Source organism: Pseudomonas sp. 18-147, assembly GCF_051048045.1.
Lineage (GTDB): Bacteria > Pseudomonadota > Gammaproteobacteria > Pseudomonadales > Pseudomonadaceae > Pseudomonas > Pseudomonas aeruginosa.
On the sequence record NZ_CP182296.1, the window covers coordinates 1,280,732 to 1,298,793 of the forward strand.

The window sequence follows — 18,062 nt, forward strand, 5'->3', positions numbered from 1 at the left end:
AGGCGGGCATTATTCACATCCGCCGGAGGCTGGCCAGTGTTTCTGCCGAGCGGCGCGCTCCTGGCCCGGTCACAATGGAAACAGCCACGGAATCACCAGCACGCAGACGAACATCACCAGCAGGGTAAATGGCACGCCGATCCGGACGAAATCGCCGAAGCGGTATTGGCCAGGGCCCAGCACCAGGGTGTTCACCGGCGAGGAAATCGGCGTCATGAAGGCTGCCGAGGCCGCCACCGCCACCACCATGGCGAAGGGGCAGGGCGAGGCGCCGATCTGCTTGGCGGTGGCGATGGCGATCGGCGCCATCAGCACCGCGGTAGCGGTGTTGGAGATGAACAGGCCGATGGCCGCGGTGAGCAGGAACAGGCTGGCCAGCAGCACGCGCGGGCCGGCGTCGCCGAGGGCGTCGACCAGCAGCGAGACCACCAGGTCGATACCGCCGGTCTTCTGCAGGGCCAGGGCGAAGGGCAGCATGCCGACGATCAGGACCAGGCTTTGCCAATGGATGGCGCGGTAGGCGCCGTCCATGTCGATGCAACGGAACAGGCCCATCAACAGGCAGCCGACCAGTGCCGCGACCACGTTGGGCACCACTCCGCTGACCATCAGCGCCACCATCACGGCCAGGCTGAGCAGGGCGTGCGGCGCCTTGCTCAGGGCCGGCGCCACCTCGTCGATCTCCGCCGGCAGGCTGAGCACCAGGAAATCGCGGTTGCGTCCCTGCAACTGGCGGATCGCCTTCCAGGCGCCGATCACCAGCAGGGTATCGCCCAGGCGCAGCTTCTCTTCCAGCATGCCGTCGGTGAGCGCTTCGTGGTCGCGACGCAGGCCGACCACGTTGAGCCCGTACTGCGAACGGAAGCCCAGTTCCAGGACGCTCTTGCCGAGCAGGGTGGAGTCCGGCGGCAGAGTCACCTCGGCCATGCCGACCTCCCGCGACTGGTCGATGAAGTAGCTGGCGCGGAACGGCAGGCGCACCAGGTTCAGCTCGGCGCAGCGCCGGTCCATGTCCTCCGGAGGGGCGAAGACGTCCAGCAGCAACACGTCGCCCGCCTTCAGCTCGGTGCTGCCGCCGACCTTGACCACCTCGCTGTGGAACTTGCGTACCCGCTCCAGGCCGACCACGTTGGCGCCCAGGCGGGTGCGCAGTTGCAGTTCTTCCAGGGTGCTGCCGATCAACGGCGAGCCGAGCTGGACCTGCAGGCGCCGTTCGCGGCCGGCCAGGCGATAGTCGCGGATCAGGTCGCGCAGGGTCCGCCGTGCCTTCGGCGCGCCGACTTCCGCCGGGCTGGCGGCGTTCAGCCAGTTGCGCGTGAGCAGCATGTAGGCCACGCCGATGGCGAGCACCATGAGGCCTATCGGGGTGAAGGCGAAGAAGCCGAAGCCGGCATGACCCTCGCGCGCCAGCTCGCTGTTGACCACCATGTTCGGTGGCGTGGCGACCAGGGTCATCATGCCGCTGATCAGTCCGGCGAAGGCCAGCGGCATCATCAGCCGGCCCGGAGGGATCTTCAGCTTGGCGGCGATGTTCAGGACCACCGGGATGAAGATCGCCACCACCCCGGTGGAACTCATCACCGAGCCCAACCCGGCCACCGCCAGCATCAGCAGTACCAGCAGGCGCGCTTCGCTGCTGCCGGCGCGGGCGATCAGCCAGTCGCCGACCTGGTAGGCCACCCCGGTACGCACCAGGCCTTCGCCGATCACGAACAGCGCGGCGATCAGTATCACGCTGGGATCGCTGAAGCCGGCCAGGGCTTCGTTGAGGGTAAGGGTTCCGCTGACGCTGAAGGCCATGATCACCAGCAGGGCGATCACGTCCAGGCGCAGGCGGTTGTGGATGAAGAGGGCGACGGTGGTGGCGAGCAGGCCGACCACCCAGAGCAGTTCGAGGTTCATGCGGGCATCTGAGCGGGAGGATGCCTGCGAGTGTGGCAGACGGACGCGGATCGCGCCTTGATCTGCTGCAGGTCGACGGCGCCTCCCCGCTTCGCCGCGGAGAGGCGCCGCGGCCCTGTCAGCCGAGGAGGAGGGCGTCGTCGGCGAGCTTCTCGCCGCGCACCTTCTCGAACATCGCCAGCAGGTCCGGTACGTCGAGGCCCTTGCGTTGCTCGCCGGAGACGTCCAGCACCACCTGGCCCTGGTGCAGCATCACCGTGCGCTCGCCCACGTCCAGCGCCTGGCGCATGCTGTGGGTGACCATCATGGTGGTGAGTTTCTTCTCGGCGACGATCCGTGCGGTGAGATGCAGGACGAAGTCGGCGGTGCGCGGGTCGAGCGCCGCGGTGTGTTCGTCGAGCAACAGGATACGCGACGGCTGCAGCGCCGCCATCAGCAGGCTGACGGCCTGGCGCTGGCCGCCGGAGAGCAGGCCGATGCGGTCGCCGAGGCGGTTCTCCAGGCCGAGGCCGAGGGTCGCCAGGCTTTCCCGGAAACCGTCGCGCATCGATGCCTGCACCGCCCTGCCGAGGCCGCGACCGGCACCGCGACGCTGCGCCAGGGCCATGTTCTCCTCGATGGTGAGGTCCTCGCAGGTACCCGCCATGGGGTCCTGGAACACCCGCGCGACGCGGTTGGCGCGGGCCCAGACCGGCTTGCGGGTGACGTCTTCGTCGTCGATCAGGATCTGTCCGCTGTCGATCGGCAGGTCGCCGGAGACTGCGTTGAGGAAGGTCGACTTGCCGGCGCCGTTGGAGCCGATCACGGTGACGAACTGGCCGGCCGGGATGTCCAGCGACAGGCCGCGCAGGGCGCGGGTCTCGATGGGGGTGCCGGGGTTGAAGGTGATCTTCAGGTTCTTCGCGCTGAGCATGGTCAGGCTCCCTTCTTGCCGAGCAGGCGTTTCTTCATCATCGGAATCACCAGGGCGACGGTGACCAGCACCGCGGTGACCAGGTTCAGGTCCTGGGCCTGCAAGCCGATGAAATCGCTGTTCAGCGCCAGGGCGATGAAGAAGCGGTAGACGATGGCACCGAGGATCACCGCGAGGGTCGCCAGGATCAGCCGGCGCGAGGGCAGGATGCTCTCGCCGACGATCACCGCGGCCAGGCCGATGACGATGGTGCCGATACCCATGGAGATATCGGCGCCGCCCTGGGTCTGCGCGAACAGCGCGCCGGCCAACGCCACCAGCGCGTTGGAGATGGCCATGCCGAGCAGGATCATGCCGCCGGTGTTGACCCCCTGGGCACGGGCCATCCGCGGGTTGGAGCCGGTGGCGCGGATCGCCAGGCCTTTCTGGGTGGTGAAGAACCAGTCCAGCAGCAGCTTCGCGGCGATCACGATGAACACCAGCAGCAGCGGGCGGAACACGTAGTCGCTGAGCCATTCCGGCTGCAGCAGGGTGAACAATGTCGGCTCGGCGATCAGCGGTACGTTGGGCTTGCCCATGATGCGCAGGTTGATCGAGTAGAGCGCGATCATCATCAGGATGCTGGCGAGCAGGTCCATGATCTTCAGCTTGACGTTGAGCAGGCCGGTGGCCAGCCCGGCCAGTGCACCGGCGGCGGTGGCCGCCAGGGTCGCGCTGTACGGGTCCCAGCCGAGGGCGATGAGGGTCGCGCAGACCGCGCCGCCGAGCGGGAAGCTGCCGTCCACCGTGAGGTCGGGGAAGCGCAGCAGGCGGAAGGAGATGAACACGCCGAGTGCCACGAGGCTGAAGATCAGGCCGATCTCCAGGGCACCGAACAGGGAAAACAGAGACATGACTTCGTAACCGAGTGCGTGAAGGCAGGATTATCGTGCCGTCCGGCCACGGGCGGAACGCCCGCGGCCGGCGGCCGCTTTTTTTACTTGATGACTTCCGCGGCTGACTTGAGCAGTTCGTCGGACAGGGTCACGCCTTGCTTCTGCGCGGCCCCGGGATTGACGAACAGCTGCAGGTTGTCGCTGGTCTCCGGCTTGATCTCGCCCGGCTTCTCGCCCTTGAGGATGCGCACCACCATGCGGCCGGTCTGCTTGCCCATCTCCTTGTAGTTAATGCCGAGGGCGGCGATGGCGCCGCGCTTGACGCTGTCGGTGTCGGAGGCGATCAGCGGGATCTTCGCGTCGTTGCCGACCTTGACCAGCGCCTCGTAGGCGGACACCACGTTGTTGTCGGTGTTGGTGTAGATCGCGTCGACCTTGCCGACCAGGCTGCGCGCCGCCGAGCTGACGTCCACCGAACGCGGTGCCGAGGCTTCGACCAGGCTCAGGCCCATCTTCGGCAGCAGTTCCTTCAGCTCCTTGACCACCACCACGGAGTTGGCTTCGCCCGGGTTGTAGACCATGCCGATGCGCTTGGCGCCCGGCACCACTTTCTTGATCAGCTCGATCTGCTTGTCCAGCGCGAGCATGTCGGAAACCCCGGTGACGTTGGTGCCGGAGGCTTCCCAGCTCGGCGTCAGGTGCGCGCCGACCGGGTCGGTGACGGTGCTGAAGACGATCGGGATGCTCTTGGTCGCGGCCACCAGCGCCTGGGCCGACGGAGTGGCGATGCCGACGATCACGTCGGGCTTGTCGCCGATGAACTTGCGGGCGATCTGCGCGGCGGTGCCGGTGTTGCCCTGGGCGCTCTGGTACTGCCACTTGAGGTTCTTGCCGTCTTCGTAGCCGGCCTCCTGGAGGGCCTCCTTGACCCCGTCGCGAGCGGCGTCCAGCGCCGGGTGCTCGACGATGGCGGTCACCGCCACCGACTTCTGCTCGTCGGCGTTGGCGCCGAAGGACAGGGCCATGCCAAGGGCCAGGGCACTGAGGGGCAACCATTTATTCTTATAGGCCTGCATCATGCGGCGATCTCCTGATTGTATTGGCGCGCTGTAGCGAATTGTTCTGATTGGGCGGTGCGGGTACAGCGTGGCCGAAACATCGCATTTTTCGCGCAAGTCGTCAGCAGGTTTGATGTTTTTTCTTGCGGTGGGATTACCGCTGGGGGGGATCCGGGTAAGGTGTCGGCGTCGGACCGTGACCGAAAGGAGGCGACATGCTCACGACCATCGGCCGTTTTTCCCATCCCCTGGAGGCGCAGATCGCTCGCGCCCGCCTGGAGGCCGCTGGAATTCCGGCGTTCGTCGCCGACGAGCACACCATCAACATGCAGTGGCTGTACTCCAACGCACTGGGCGGCGTGCGCCTGCAAGTGCCCATGGTCTGTCGCGAAGACGCGGTGGCGCTGCTGGCCACCGATGAAAGCGAGGCGCTGCGGGCCGAGCAGGGCAGCAGCGAGTTCCAGTGCTTGCGTTGTGGCAGCGACCAGGTGGCCTGGAAGGTGGACGGCCGCCGCCTGGCCTTCCTTGGGATCCTGCTGCTCAACGTACCGCTGTGGCCGATCCGGCGTCGGTTGGTGTGCGAGGTCTGCGGTTTCCGCAGCGAAGTACCGATGCCTCTAAGCGAGTGAAAGCAAAACGCCCGCCTCTGGGAGGCGGGCGCTGGAGTTAGAGCGCGGCGATCTTCTGCCGTTGCTCGGCCAGCTTGGCCAGGGCCTGTTCGGCCTCGGCTAGCTTGGCGCGTTCCTTCTCGATCACGTCGGCCGGGGCCTTGGCGACGAAGCCTTCGTTGGACAGCTTGCCGCCGACGCGCTTGACCTCGCCTTCCAGGCGCTGGATCTCCTTGTCCAGGCGCCCCAGTTCGGCGCTCTTGTCGATCAGGCCGGCCATCGGCACCAATACTTCCATGTCGCCGACCAGGGCGGTGGCGGACATCGGCGCTTCCTCGCCGGCTTCCAGCACGCGGATGCTTTCCAGCTTGGCCAGTTTCATCAGCAGCGGCTCGTTGTCGGCCAGGCGGCGGTGGTCGCTGGGCGAGGCGTTCCTGAGGATGATGTCGATGCGCTTGGCCATGGAGATGTTCATCTCGCCGCGGATCTGCCGCACGCCGAGCATCAGCGCCTTGACCCATTCGATGTCGCCTTCGGCGGCGGCGTCGATCCTGCCTTCGTCGGCCACCGGCCAGGGTTGCAGCATCAGGGTCGGGCCTTCCTTGCCGGCCTGGCCCTTGATGCGCTGCCAGATTTCCTCGGTGATGAACGGCATGAACGGGTGCGCCAGGCGCAGGGCCGTCTCCAGCACGCGGATCAGGGTGCGACGAGTGCCGCGCTGGCGCTCGATGGGGGCGTTCTCGTCCCACAGCACCGGCTTGACCAGCTCCAGGTACCAGGCGCAGTACTCGTCCCAGATGAACTCATAGAGGGCCTGGGCGGCCAGGTCGAAGCGGAAGGCGTCGAGCTGGCGGGTGACTTCCTGCTCGGTGCGCTGCAACTGGGAGATGATCCAGCGGTCGACCGAGGACAGCTCGACCGGCTCGCCGTTGACCCCGGTGTCCTGGCCATCGGTGTTCTCGATGACGAAGTTGGCGGCGTTCCAGATCTTGTTGCAGAAGTTGCGGAAGCCTTCGACGCGGCCCATGTCGAACTTGATGTCGCGGCCGGTGGAGGCCAGCGAGCAGAAGGTGAAGCGCAGGGCGTCGGTGCCGTAGCTGGCGATGCCTTCGGGGAATTCGGCGCGGGTCTGCTTGGCGATCTTCTCCGCCAGCTTCGGCTGCATCATGCCGCTGGTGCGCTTTTGCAGCAGGGTATCGAGGTCGATGCCGTCGACGATGTCCAGCGGGTCGAGCACGTTGCCCTTGGACTTGGACATCTTCTGGCCCTGGCCGTCGCGCACCAGGCCGTGGACATAGACGGTCTTGAACGGGATCTGCGGGGTGCCGTCGGGGTTCTTCACCAGGTGCATGGTGAGCATGATCATCCGCGCGACCCAGAAGAAGATGATGTCGAAGCCGGTGACCAGTACGTCGGTGGGGTGGAAGGTCTTGAGGAACTCGGTCTGCTGCGGCCAGCCGAGGGTGGAGAAGGTCCACAGGCCGGAGCTGAACCAGGTGTCGAGAACGTCTTCGTCCTGGCGCAACTCGACCTCGTTGCCGAGCTTGTGCTTGGTGCGCACCTCGACCTCGTCGCGGCCGACGTAGACGTTGCCGGCCTCGTCGTACCAGGCCGGGATGCGGTGGCCCCACCAGAGCTGGCGGCTGATGCACCAGTCCTGGATGTCGCGCATCCAGGAGAAGTACATGTTCTCGTACTGCTTGGGCACGAACTGGATACGGCCGTCTTCCACGGCGGCGATGGCGTCTTCGGCCAGCGGCTTGGTGCTGACGTACCACTGGTCGGTCAGCCAGGGCTCGATGACGGTGCCGGAGCGGTCGCCCTTCGGTACTTTCAGCGCGTGGTCGTCGACCTTCTCGAGCAAGCCCATGGCCTCGAACTCGGCGACGATGGCCTTGCGCGCGGCGAAGCGGTCCATGCCGGCGTAGCTCTGCGGCAGGCTGGGGTCGAGGTTCGGGTTGACGCTGCCGTCGAGGTGGAACACCTGGGCCTGGGCCAGCACCGCGGCGTTCTTGTCGAAGATGTTGATCAGCGGCAGGTCGTGGCGCTTGCCCACTTCGTAGTCGTTGAAGTCGTGGGCCGGGGTGATCTTCACGCAGCCGGTGCCGAATTCGCGGTCGACGTACTCGTCGGCGATGATCGGGATGTGCCGGCCGACGATCGGCAGTTCGGCGAACTGGCCGATCAGCTTGGCGTAGCGCTCGTCTTCCGGGTGCACCGCGACCGCGGCGTCGCCCAGCAGGGTTTCCGGACGGGTGGTGGCGACCACCAGGTAATCCAGGCCTTCGCTGGTCTTCGCGCCGTTCACCAGCGGGTAGCGCAGGTGCCAGAGGTGGCCCTTCTCGTCGTGGTTTTCCACTTCCAGGTCGGAAATCGCGGTGTGCAGCTTGGTGTCCCAGTTCACCAGGCGTTTGCCGCGGTAGATCAGGCCGTCTTCATGCAGGCGCACGAAGGCTTCCTTGACCGCTTCGGAGAGGCCGTCGTCCATGGTGAAGCGCTCGCGCGACCAGTCCACCGAGGAGCCCAGGCGACGAATCTGCCGGGTGATGTTGCCGCCGGACTGTTCCTTCCATTCCCAGACTTTCTCCAGGAACTTCTCCCGGCCGAGGTCGTGGCGGCTCACGCCCTGGGCGCCGAGCTGGCGCTCGACCACCATCTGGGTGGCGATGCCGGCGTGATCGGTGCCCGGCTGCCACAGGGTGTTGCGGCCCTGCATGCGGCGGTAGCGGATCAGCGCGTCCATGATCGCGTTGTTGAAGCCATGGCCCATGTGCAGGCTGCCGGTCACGTTCGGCGGCGGGATCATGATGGTGTAGGGCTGGCCTTCGCCGCTCGGAGCGAAGTAGTCGTTGGACTCCCAGGTCTCGTACCAGGAAGTCTCGATGGCGTGCGGCTGGTAAGTCTTGTCCATGCGAAAGGGGACCAAAGCTGAATATGGCTGGGGAAAATGCGAAGAAAGTCCGGGAGTATAGCGGGGATGGCAGCCCGGGGGTAAGGCCGCGGGCCGCGGCGGGCGCCCGCCGCGTCCGGATCAGCCGTTGCGTTGGCCGAGCAGGCGACCCAGGCGGGCTTGCAGGCGGCGGCGCAGTTCGGCTTCGATCTGCGGGGCGAAGTCGTCGATGACTTCCTGCAGGATCAGTTCGGCGGACGCTCGCAACTCGTCGTCCAGGCGCTCCTGTTCGGCGGGCGCCAGCCCTGCCGTGGTGGCTGCCGCGGTCTGCGGCTCTGGCGCGCGCGGGGCGGTACCGGGGGAGACGACGTCGGAGAGCAGGGGAATGTTGTCCGGCTCGAAGGATTCGGTCAGCAAGGGCGGCTCGTTCCGTTCGTAGAGCAGGTCGTGGATCGACTCCAGGTCATCGAGCAACTGCTCCGGGGGTTGTGTCGGTTTGTGGCTGTCCATGGTCGTGCACTTCAGATACGCGGCAGGCGATGGTCCTGTAGAGGATAGCCCTGCTCCCGGTAGAAGCGGAATTTATCCCGTGCCGCCTGGCGGATCGCCGGCTCCTCGACCACCAGTTCGGCCACCCGCGAAAAGTTCGGGACGAAGCCGGGGGCCTCGAGGGTCAGGTTGATCAGCAGGTCGCGATGGTTCCCCGGGGGCTCGCCCAGGCCCAGGGCGACGGGCGCCTCGGCGTCTTCCTCGGCCAGGCTGTGAGGAATGAAGGCCTCGCCGCGGAAGCTCCACAGGCGGCCGTCCAACTCGCTGCGCTGCGCCTCGTCGGCGCAATGCAGGTAGACCTGCATGCCCTGCCGCCAGGCCTTCTCGGCCAGGCGGCAGGCGACCTGCAGGCGCGCCGACGGATCGGCGCTGGGGATCACGTAGAAATCGACCCGGGTCACTTGGCCCGTTCCAGCAGGTACTGGGTCAACAACGGAACCGGGCGGCCGGTGGCGCCTTTGTCCTTGCCGCCGCTGATCCAGGCGGTGCCGGCGATGTCCAGGTGCGCCCAGTGGTATTTCTTGGCGAAGCGCGAGAGGAAGCAGCCGGCGGTGATGGTGCCGGCCTTCGGCCCGCCGATGTTGGCGATGTCGGCGAACGGGCTGTCCAGCTGTTCCTGGTATTCGTCGAACAGCGGCAATTGCCAGGCGCGGTCGTCGGCGAACTCGCCGGCCTTGAGCAGTTGCCTGACCAGCGCTTCGTTGTTGCCCATAAGGCCCGAGGTGTTGCTGCCCAGGGCGACGATGCAGGCGCCGGTGAGGGTGGCGATGTCGATCACCGACTGCGGCTTGAAGCGCTCGGCGTAGGTCAGTGCATCGCACAGCACCAGGCGCCCTTCGGCGTCGGTGTTGAGGATCTCGACGGTCTGCCCGCTCATGGTGGTGACGATGTCGCCCGGACGGGTGGCTCCGCCGCTGGGCATGTTCTCGGCGCAGGCCAGCAGGCCGACCAGGTTGATCGGCAACTGCAGTTCGAGCACCGCGCGGAAGGTGCCGAAGACGCTGGCGGCGCCGCACATGTCGAACTTCATCTCGTCCATGCCCAGGCCCGGCTTGAGGCTGATGCCGCCGGTGTCGAAGGTGATGCCCTTGCCGACCAGCACGTGCGGGGCCTGGTCCTTCTTCGCGCCGTTGTATTGCAGGACGATCAGCCGCGGCGGCTGGTCGCTGCCCTGGGCGACGGCGAGGAACGAGCCCATGCCCAGCTCGCGCAGTTTCTTCTCGTCGAGGACCTCGACCTTCAGGCCCTTGAACTCCTTGGCCAGACCCTTGGCCTGCTCGCCGAGGAACGTCGGATGGCAGACGTTCGGCGGAAGGTTGCCGAGATCGCGGGTCAGGGCCATGCCATTGGCGATGGCCTGAGCTTCCTTGCTGCCTTGCTCGACGGCGGCGCTGTCGGCCTTGTCGGCGAGCAGGGTCAGCTTCTTCAGTTTCAGCGGCTCGGCTTTCTGGCTCTTGTAGCGATCGAACACGTACAGGCCATCGGCCAGGGTTTCCACCAGCAGACGCGCCTTCGCGTGGGCATCGCGGCCTTTCACCGCGAGATCGCCGAGGGCCAGCGCGGCATCGGCGCCGGCCAGGCCCTTGAGGGTCGACAGCACGGCGGAGGCCAGCTTGCGGTACTGGCGGTCGCCCAGTTCGCGCTCCTTGCCGGCGCCGACCAGCAGCACGCGCTCGGCCTTGAGATTGGGCAGGCTCTGCAGGAGCAGGGTCTGGCCGACCTTGCCGGCCAGGTCGCCACGCTTGAGCACTGCGCTGATGGCGCCGCCGGTGGCGTCGTCGACCGCCTTGGCGCTGGCGCCGAGCTTGCGGCCTTCGCCTACGGCGAGCACCAGGGTGGCGGTTTTCAGGGTTTCCGGGCGTACGCTTTTAACAAGGAATTCCATGGAAGAGGTCCCCAATACAGACAGTCGGGATGGCGCAAGGGGCGGCATCCGTTAGCGGTAAGCGATTGTTCCGAGCACGATTCGTCCCGAGGACTGACGGTCGCCGCCGGGGCGGTGACGCAGGCAGCGACAGCTTAGTCGTTGCGGCGGGGGTCGTTCCATGCCGAGGATGGCAACCGAGGTTCTACAGCGCCGGAGCCGGGTTGGCGGTGCCTCCCGGCCGTTGCCGCACATGGTCGCACAACTGCGGCGTGTCTGGCACGACTGTGTACGCATGGGAACCCGCGGCCATGCCGCGTCCCTATAATGAACGTTTCGTTCCGCAGGAGTCGCACCGTGCCCGCCAGCAAACCAGTCGCGGATCCCGCCCGGAGTACCGATCCGCGCGATTACCAGCGAGTCGGCCGGCCGCTCGGGGTCATGGCCAAGACCTTCCCGGCGGGGTTCGTGGTCGCCGAGCACCGGCACGAGCGGGCGCAGTTGATCCATGCCCTGTCGGGCGTGATCGAACTGCATGTCGGTCGCACGCTATGGCTGGTCCCGCCGCAGCGCGCGGTATGGATGCCGGCGGGGATGGCGCACGCGATGCTGGCGCGCGGCGAGGTCCGCTTGCACACTGTCTATGTCCGGCCGCAGTCCTGCCCGCCGGAATTCCCCCGGGTGCCGCGCGGAGTGATGGTCAGCCCATTGTTGCGCGAGTTGATCGTGCGCGCCGCCGGCCTGCCGTTGTTGTACGACGAGCGCGGCCGGGAGGGGCGGTTGATGGCGGTGCTGCTGGACGAACTGGAGTGGTCGCGGGAACAGCCCCTGGCCTTGCCCGACCCCGCGGACCGACGCCTGGGAAGAGTCTGCCAGGCGCTGCTGGAGAACCCGGCCGACCCTCGCGGGCTGGAGGAGTGGGCGCGCTACGTGGGGGCGTCCTCGCGGACCCTGGCACGGCTGTTTCTCTCCGAACTGGGAGTGACCTTCGTCCATTGGCGCCACCAGGTGCGCCTGGCCGCCGCCCTGCCACGCCTGGCGGCTGGCGAAGCGGTGGCGCGGATCGCCGTGGATCTCGGCTACCAGACGCCCAGCGCATTCAGTGCCATGTTCCGACGCCTGACCGGGAGCACGCCGAGCCGCTACTTCGCCTTGTCCGATTCGGCGTAGCCTTCGTCCGTTGGCGGACGGCGCCGACGCGGCAGGATTCCTATGCTGGGCCCGTTTCCAGACGACCGCCCCGGGAGGCAAGCATGCAACGACTGAACGTGGAATTCCGCTCCGAGGGTGTCGCCCTGCGCGGCTGGCTGTATTTGCCGGAGGCGCGTGCCGAGCGGCCGGCGATCGTCATGACGCACGGTTTTTCCGGGGTGAAGGAGCAGTACCTGGACCGTTACGCCGAGGTATTCGCCGCCGCCGGCTTCGTCGTGCTCCTCTACGATCATCCGAACTTCGGCGACAGCGACGGCGAGCCGCGCCAGGAAATCGATCCGGTGATGCAGCGTCGCGGCTATCGCGACGCGATCACCTGGTTGGGCGCCCAGGCACGGGTCGACGCGAGGCGCATCGGCATCTGGGGAACCAGCTACAGCGGCGGACATGTGCTGGAAGTGGCCGCACTGGATCGGCGGGTGAAATGCGTGGTGGCGCAGGTGCCGACCGTCAGCGGCCATGCCTCGGCGTTGCGCCGGACCCGCGCCGAGCAGTTGCCGGCATTGCTGGCAAGCTTCGACGCGGACCGCCAGCGGCGCTTCGAGGGCTTGCCGCCGGCGCTGTTGCCGGCGGTCGCCGCGAGCCCCGACGAGCCTTGCGCGATGGCCGGCGCGGACGCCCACCGGTTCTTCACCGACAGCGCGGCGCTGGCACCGAACTGGTGCAACCGGGTGACCCTGCGTAGCGCCGAGCTGGCGCGAGAGAACGAGCCGGGCATTCACATTGGGCGGATCAGCCCCACGCCGCTGCTGATGATCGTTGCCGACCGGGACCTGCTTACGCCCACGGACCTTTGCCTGGAGGCCTACCAGCGGGCGTTGCCGCCCAAGCGGCTGCTGATGCTCGCCGGCGGCCATTTCACGCCGTACATCGAGCATTTCGACGCCACCAGCCAGGCTGCGGCAGACTGGTTCGTCCGTCATCTCGGAGAGGGCGGCGAGCAGCCAGCGACAGTCGTCGAATAAATCGGCAAGCGCTGAACGAGCGTTCGCCTCGACGGTCTATCGGGCTCTTGGTTCGGCCTGCGCAGTGACAGGCCCGCCGAATCGCAGGATAATGCCGGCTATTTTCTCCGCGCCATGCCGCCATGGCCGGAAACGCGTGATGACGGGGCCGACGGGCCCCGTCAGAGCCTGGCAACCCAGGAGTGTCCGGATTGATCGTTTTCCGTTATTTGTCCCGTGAAGTGCTGGTCACCATGAGCGCCGTCAGCGCCGTGCTGCTGGTGATCATCATGAGTGGCCGTTTCATCAAGTACCTGGCGCAAGCGGCGCAGGGGTTGCTCGACCCCGGTTCGCTGTTCCTGATCATGGCGTTCCGGATTCCCGGCTTCCTGCAGCTGATCCTGCCGCTTGGCCTGTTCCTCGGCATCCTGCTGGCCTACGGGCGACTCTATCTGGAAAGCGAGATGACCGTGCTCTCGGCGACCGGCATGAGTCAGAAGCGCCTGCTCGGCTATACCATGGCCCCGGCGCTGCTGGTGGCGATCCTGGTGGCCTGGCTGAGCCTGTTCCTGGCGCCCCAGGGCATCAACCAGTTCGCCCTGCTGTTGAACAAGCAGGATACCCTGACCGAGTTCGACACCCTGGTCCCGGGCCGTTTCCAGGCAATGCGCGACGGTACCCGGGTGACCTACACCGAGGAACTGTCGAAGGATCGCGGCGAACTGGCCGGCATCTTCATCTCGCAGAAGGACCTCAACAGCAGCAACCAGGAACGCGGCATCTCCATCCTGGTGGCGGAGAAGGGCACCCAGAACATCCAGGCGGATGGCAGCCGTTACCTGATCCTGCACAACGGCTACCGCTACGACGGCAATCCCGGGCAGGCCAACTACCGGGCGATCCAGTACGACACCTATGGCGTGATGCTGCCCAAGCCCGAGGCCAGCAGCGAGGTGAGCGAGCGTGACGCGGTGCCCACCGCCGACCTGTTCGGCAGCGACAACCCACGCTACCAGGCCGAATTGCAGTGGCGCCTGTCGACACCGCTGCTGGTGTTCGTGGTGACCCTGCTGGCGGTGCCGCTGTCGCGGGTCAACCCACGCCAGGGGCGCTTCCTCAAGCTGCTGCCGGCGATCCTCCTTTATATGGGCTACCTGGCCCTGCTGATCGCTGTCCGTGGCCAGCTGGACAAAGGCAAGATCCCCATGGCCATCGGCCTGTGGTGGGTCCACGGACTATTCCTGGCGATCGGTCTTCTTCTGTTCTATTGGGAACCCTTGCGCCTGAAGCTGGCGTCCTCCCGTGCCGGTCGCGAGGTGGCGCATGGTTAAGCTCGATCGTTACATAGGTGTCACCGTCTTCGTCGCGATCCTCGCGGTGCTCGGGGTGATCCTCGGCCTGGCGCTGCTGTTCGCCTTCATCGACGAACTCAACGACATCAGCGCCAGCTACGGCATCGGCGACGCCCTGCGCTTCATCTTCCTCACCGCGCCACGGCGCGCCTACGACATGCTGCCGATGGCGGCGCTGATCGGCTGCCTGGTCGGCCTCGGCACCCTGGCCAGCAACAGCGAACTGACCATCATGCGCGCGGCCGGGGTATCCCTGTCGCGGATCGTCTGGGCGGTGATGAAACCGATGCTGGTGCTGATGCTGGCCGGCATCCTGGTTGGCGAGTACGTCGCGCCCTGGACCGAGAACATCGCCCAGAGCGGCCGCGCCCTGGCCCAGGGCGGCGGCGATTCGCAAAGCTCCAAGCGCGGTCTGTGGCATCGCCAGGGGCGCGAGTACATCCACATCAACGCGGTGCAGCCCAATGGCGTGCTGTACGGCGTGACCCGCTACCGCTTCGACGAGCAGCGTGGCCTGGAATCGGCCAGTTTCGCCAAGCGCGCGCGCTTCGAGACCGATCACTGGCAACTGGAAGAGGTCACCACCACCTTGCTGCATCCGAGGGAAAAGCGTTCCGAGGTGGTCAAGCTACCGACCGAACGCTGGGATGCCCAGCTCAGCCCGCAACTGCTGAACACTGTGGTGATGGAGCCCGAGGCGCTGTCTATCAGCGGTCTCTGGCAGTACATCCACTATCTCGCCGACCAGGGCCTGAACAACAACCGCTACTGGCTGGCGTTCTGGACCAAGGTCCTGCAACCGCTGGTGACCGCCGCGCTGGTGCTGATGGCGATTTCCTTCATCTTCGGTCCGTTGCGCTCGGTGACCCTGGGCCAGCGGATCTTCACCGGCGTGCTGGTGGGCTTCGTCTTCCGCATCGCCCAGGACCTGCTCGGACCCTCCAGCCTGGTGTTCGACTTCCCGCCGCTGCTGGCGGTGGTGATCCCCGCCTCGATCTGCGCACTGGCGGGTGTCTGGCTGCTACGCCGGGCGGGCTGACAGGCCCGGCAGGCCGGGTATGAAAAAAGGCCACCCACGGGTGGCCTTTGTGCTTCCTTGTCGCGTCGGGCTGGAGCCTGGCCGCCGGCGCGACAAAGGCCAAAACAGCGCGTTCTGCGGACCTGTTTCGCTCACTTCTTGTGAGTGTTCTTCGGCAGCCTGACCACCTGGCTCTCCGAATAGCGGTCGTGCCAGGTACGCTTGTCCTTGTCCCAGAGCATCCAGAGGAAGCCGAGGCCGAGGCACAGCCAGGAGGCGATGGCGATCATGAAGCGCAGCAGCGCCTGGAGCAGGCTGATGGCGCTGCCGTCGCGGTTCTGCACGCGCAGTCCCCAGACCTGCATGCCCAGGGTCTGGCCGTTGTGGGTCCAGAATTTGGCGAAGAAGCCGAACAGGGCGAACACCAGCAAGGTCGAGAGCAGCGGGTCGCCGATCAGCGCGCCGCGGTCGGCCAGTTCGCGCAGATGGTCGCTGCCGTAGATCAGTCGAAGGATGCCTTGCTGGTAGACCAGGGTGACCACCATCATCAGCGCCACGCAGAGCAGGAAGTCATAGAACATCGCCGCCAGGCGGCGGATCAGACCGGCAGGGGCATAGTCGCCCTGGGGAGAAAGCATGTGTTTCGGCATCGGCGTGTTCCGTGCGGGGCAAAGCCGGGGATTATACGTCCATCCGCAGCTTGCGCCGCCCACCCGGGCAACGCTTTTCCCCGGCTGTTCTAGTCTTTGCGCAGACCCCAATCATTACGAGTCTTTTCTATGCCGATTCCGGTGAAGCGAGCCAGGAGAAAGGCGCTCCGGCTGTCGTTGTCCGTGCTGGTCGGGGTGATGCCGATCGTCCTGGGGCTGCTCATCCTCTACTGGCAGGCCGAGCGAAGCCTCCAGGAGACGTCCGAGCAGGCAGCCGGGAATGCGGTGCGGCAGTTCGAACGGATGCTCGACAACGCTGCGTTGGCGGCGCGCAAGGTCATGCCGGTGGCGGGGCGTCCTTGTCCCGAGGCCGAGCTGGCGCTGCGCGAGCAAGTGGCGATCATGCCGTTCGTGCGCTCGGTCAATTTGACGCGCGACAATACGATCTATTGCACGTCGTTGTTCGGCGGCTTCGACGAGCCGGTGCGGATCGAGAACTATGTCGACGGACGCCTCTTGCTGATGCCCGGCAACCAGGTCACGCCGGACGCCGCGCTGCTGGTCCTGCGGGACTCCGACGGCAAGCGCGGGGTATTGGCGGCGATCGACGGGCGCTACTTGAGCTACGTGCTGGACCTCGTCGACCGACGTAGCCGACAGGTGCTGGTGGTCGGTCCCAATTGGCTGGATGCCGAGGGCCGCACCCACCGCGACGCGCCGCCCACCTATGAGGTCGCCGCCGTATCGCTCGCTTCGCAGCGTTATCCGTTGCGTGTGCTGTCGGGCTTCCCCGAGGGTGAGGAGTGGCGATCGATCCGCTCGCAGAACCCGGCGATGTTCGGCCTGCTACTGTTCTTCGGACTGCTGGCCGGCACTCTGTGCTACTGGCTATCCAGGCGGGTCGCCTCGCCCAGCAGCGAACTGCGCCGGGCCCTGGAGGCCAACGAGTTCATTCCCTACTACCAGCCGCTGAGTCCCGGCCAGGGCGGACGCTGGATAGGCGTCGAGGTGCTCATGCGCTGGCGTCATCCGCGTGAGGGACTGATCCGGCCCGACCTGTTCATACCTTTCGCCGAGCGCTCGGGACTGATCGTACCGATGACGCGCGCGCTGATGCGCCAGGTCGCGGAAGACCTGGGCGGGCATGCCGGGAAGCTGGAGCCAGGCTTCCACATCGGTTTCAACATCAGTGCCACCCATTGCCACGAACTGGCCTTGGTGGACGACTGTCGCGAGCTGTTGGCGGCGTTTCCGCCCGGGCACATCACCCTGGTCCTGGAACTGACCGAGCGCGAGCTGATCGAGTCGAGTGAAGTCACCGACCGCCTGTTCGACGAATTGCATGCCCTGGGAGTGAAGATCGCCATCGACGATTTCGGCACCGGACATTCCAGCCTGGCCTACCTGCGCAAGTTCCAGGTGGACTGCCTGAAGATCGACCAGAGCTTCGTCGCCCGCATCGGCATCGATACCCTTTCCGGGCATATTCTCGACAGCATCGTCGAGCTGTCCGCCAAGCTCGACCTGGATATCGTCGCCGAAGGCGTGGAGACCCCCGAGCAGCGTGACTACCTGGCCGCCCGCGGGGTGGATTACCTGCAGGGCTACCTGATCGGCCGGCCGATGCCGCTGGAGAGTCTGCTTTCCAGCCTGACTGTGCAGGAAGGGCAGGGGGCTTCCGTCGTCGCACTTCCGGCGGACCGAGGCTAGCGGCTGAAAGTCCCGCGCCAGGGGCGAGCTGCCAGCTTATTCGTCACGGATGAGCAAAAGACTCGCAGACCGAACAGGTGCAAACCGCCCCTGGCGCGACAAGAAGCCCGCATCCGCGGGGCTTCTTTTTGGCGTCGGCTGTGGTAGATTTTTTTCGCCGAGCTGGGAAGACAGCAGCTCGGGTAAAAGGCAGCGTCTCGACTCCAGCGCTGCCTTTTTTTATTTGCAGGCCGGATCAGCCAGATCGCGGACAACAAAAAACCGGCGCGAAGGCCGGTTTCTCTGCTGTCCTGTGCTCCCCCTGGAAACGCTTGGGAAGTCAGGATGGTGCCTCGGGAGGGCACCTAGGCTAACTCAGTAGGATCCCGAGATTTCCTGCGTTTTCCTGTAACAGCCTGATTTACTGGGGGTTTACTTTGCTGCGTCCCGGCAACCTCCAGCAGCTTGGCGTAATTTCCTGATACCCTTTACGCCAAATTTACGCCAAGCGGGGCATGTGGTGGCAACGTACAGAAAG

The 18,062-nt window shown here is 66.1% G+C and carries 15 protein-coding genes; 6 read left to right on the forward strand and 9 right to left on the reverse strand.

The window, feature by feature from the left end; all coding sequences use genetic code 11:
• Positions 1-69: 69 nt before the first annotated feature.
• From ACM0M4_RS06095 to ACM0M4_RS06110, 4 genes are all read right to left on the reverse strand, one after another.
• On the reverse strand, positions 70-1,902 hold the full coding sequence (locus ACM0M4_RS06095) for an SLC13 family permease (protein WP_054376237.1): 1,833 nt from the start codon (positions 1,900-1,902) through the stop codon (positions 70-72).
• 118 nt (positions 1,903-2,020) lie between these two features.
• Positions 2,021-2,815 (reverse strand): ABC transporter ATP-binding protein, encoded by a 795-nt coding sequence (locus ACM0M4_RS06100; RefSeq protein WP_003092883.1) that lies wholly within the window; start codon positions 2,813-2,815, stop codon positions 2,021-2,023.
• Between the two features lie 2 nt (positions 2,816-2,817).
• Positions 2,818-3,708, reverse strand: a complete 891-nt coding sequence (locus ACM0M4_RS06105) for an ABC transporter permease (RefSeq protein WP_003092881.1) — start codon at positions 3,706-3,708, stop codon at positions 2,818-2,820.
• Positions 3,709-3,791: 83 nt separating this feature from the next.
• Positions 3,792-4,769: an ABC transporter substrate-binding protein gene (locus ACM0M4_RS06110; protein ID WP_003100588.1), complete on the reverse strand. Its 978-nt coding sequence runs from the start codon at positions 4,767-4,769 to the stop codon at positions 3,792-3,794.
• Between the two features lie 194 nt (positions 4,770-4,963).
• On the opposite strand from ACM0M4_RS06110, the gene ACM0M4_RS06115 reads away from it, so the two are divergent.
• Positions 4,964-5,377 carry a DUF2007 domain-containing protein gene (locus ACM0M4_RS06115; protein WP_003092874.1) on the forward strand — a complete coding sequence of 138 codons (414 nt, stop codon included), beginning with the start codon at positions 4,964-4,966 and terminating at the stop codon, positions 5,375-5,377.
• A 37-nt stretch (positions 5,378-5,414) separates the two neighbouring features.
• Here the strand turns inward: ACM0M4_RS06115 and ACM0M4_RS06120 are convergent, their stop codons facing one another.
• The 4 genes from ACM0M4_RS06120 to ACM0M4_RS06135 all read right to left on the reverse strand — a co-directional run bounded on the left by ACM0M4_RS06120 (position 5,415) and on the right by ACM0M4_RS06135 (position 10,680).
• On the reverse strand, positions 5,415-8,267 hold the full coding sequence (locus ACM0M4_RS06120; RefSeq protein ID WP_003092872.1) for a valine--tRNA ligase: 2,853 nt from the start codon (positions 8,265-8,267) through the stop codon (positions 5,415-5,417).
• A gap of 120 nt (positions 8,268-8,387) precedes the next feature.
• Positions 8,388-8,756 carry a hypothetical protein gene (locus tag ACM0M4_RS06125; protein WP_003100590.1) on the reverse strand — a complete coding sequence of 123 codons (369 nt, stop codon included), beginning with the start codon at positions 8,754-8,756 and terminating at the stop codon, positions 8,388-8,390.
• Between the two features lie 11 nt (positions 8,757-8,767).
• Positions 8,768-9,196, reverse strand: a complete 429-nt coding sequence (gene holC, locus ACM0M4_RS06130; RefSeq protein WP_003100593.1) for a DNA polymerase III subunit chi — start codon at positions 9,194-9,196, stop codon at positions 8,768-8,770.
• Positions 9,193-10,680 (reverse strand): leucyl aminopeptidase, encoded by a 1,488-nt coding sequence (locus tag ACM0M4_RS06135; protein ID WP_003092867.1) that lies wholly within the window; start codon positions 10,678-10,680, stop codon positions 9,193-9,195. Before ACM0M4_RS06135 ends, holC begins: the two co-directional genes overlap by 4 nt.
• A gap of 336 nt (positions 10,681-11,016) precedes the next feature.
• Between ACM0M4_RS06135 and ACM0M4_RS06140 the strand changes: the two genes are divergently transcribed.
• The 4 genes from ACM0M4_RS06140 (at position 11,017) to lptG (ending at position 15,206) form a co-directional block, all read left to right on the forward strand.
• Positions 11,017-11,829 carry an AraC family transcriptional regulator gene (locus ACM0M4_RS06140; protein WP_003100594.1) on the forward strand — a complete coding sequence of 271 codons (813 nt, stop codon included), beginning with the start codon at positions 11,017-11,019 and terminating at the stop codon, positions 11,827-11,829.
• A gap of 83 nt (positions 11,830-11,912) precedes the next feature.
• Complete coding sequence (locus tag ACM0M4_RS06145; RefSeq protein WP_003122093.1) at positions 11,913-12,836, forward strand: alpha/beta hydrolase; 924 nt, start codon at positions 11,913-11,915, stop codon at positions 12,834-12,836.
• Between the two features lie 191 nt (positions 12,837-13,027).
• Complete coding sequence (gene lptF / locus ACM0M4_RS06150; protein WP_003092864.1) at positions 13,028-14,146, forward strand: LPS export ABC transporter permease LptF; 1,119 nt, start codon at positions 13,028-13,030, stop codon at positions 14,144-14,146.
• Positions 14,139-15,206 (forward strand): LPS export ABC transporter permease LptG, encoded by a 1,068-nt coding sequence (gene lptG, locus ACM0M4_RS06155; RefSeq protein ID WP_003092863.1) that lies wholly within the window; start codon positions 14,139-14,141, stop codon positions 15,204-15,206. Before lptF ends, lptG begins: the two co-directional genes overlap by 8 nt.
• 131 nt (positions 15,207-15,337) lie before the next feature.
• Here the strand turns inward: lptG and ACM0M4_RS06160 are convergent, their stop codons facing one another.
• Positions 15,338-15,835: an RDD family protein gene (locus tag ACM0M4_RS06160; protein ID WP_003100603.1), complete on the reverse strand. Its 498-nt coding sequence runs from the start codon at positions 15,833-15,835 to the stop codon at positions 15,338-15,340.
• Between the two features lie 129 nt (positions 15,836-15,964).
• Here ACM0M4_RS06160 and ACM0M4_RS06165 point away from each other — a divergent pair, with 129 nt between their 5' ends.
• Entirely contained in the window at positions 15,965-17,545 is a 1,581-nt protein-coding gene (locus ACM0M4_RS06165) for an EAL domain-containing protein (protein WP_003092861.1), read from the forward strand.
• Positions 17,546-18,062 lie beyond the last annotated feature (517 nt).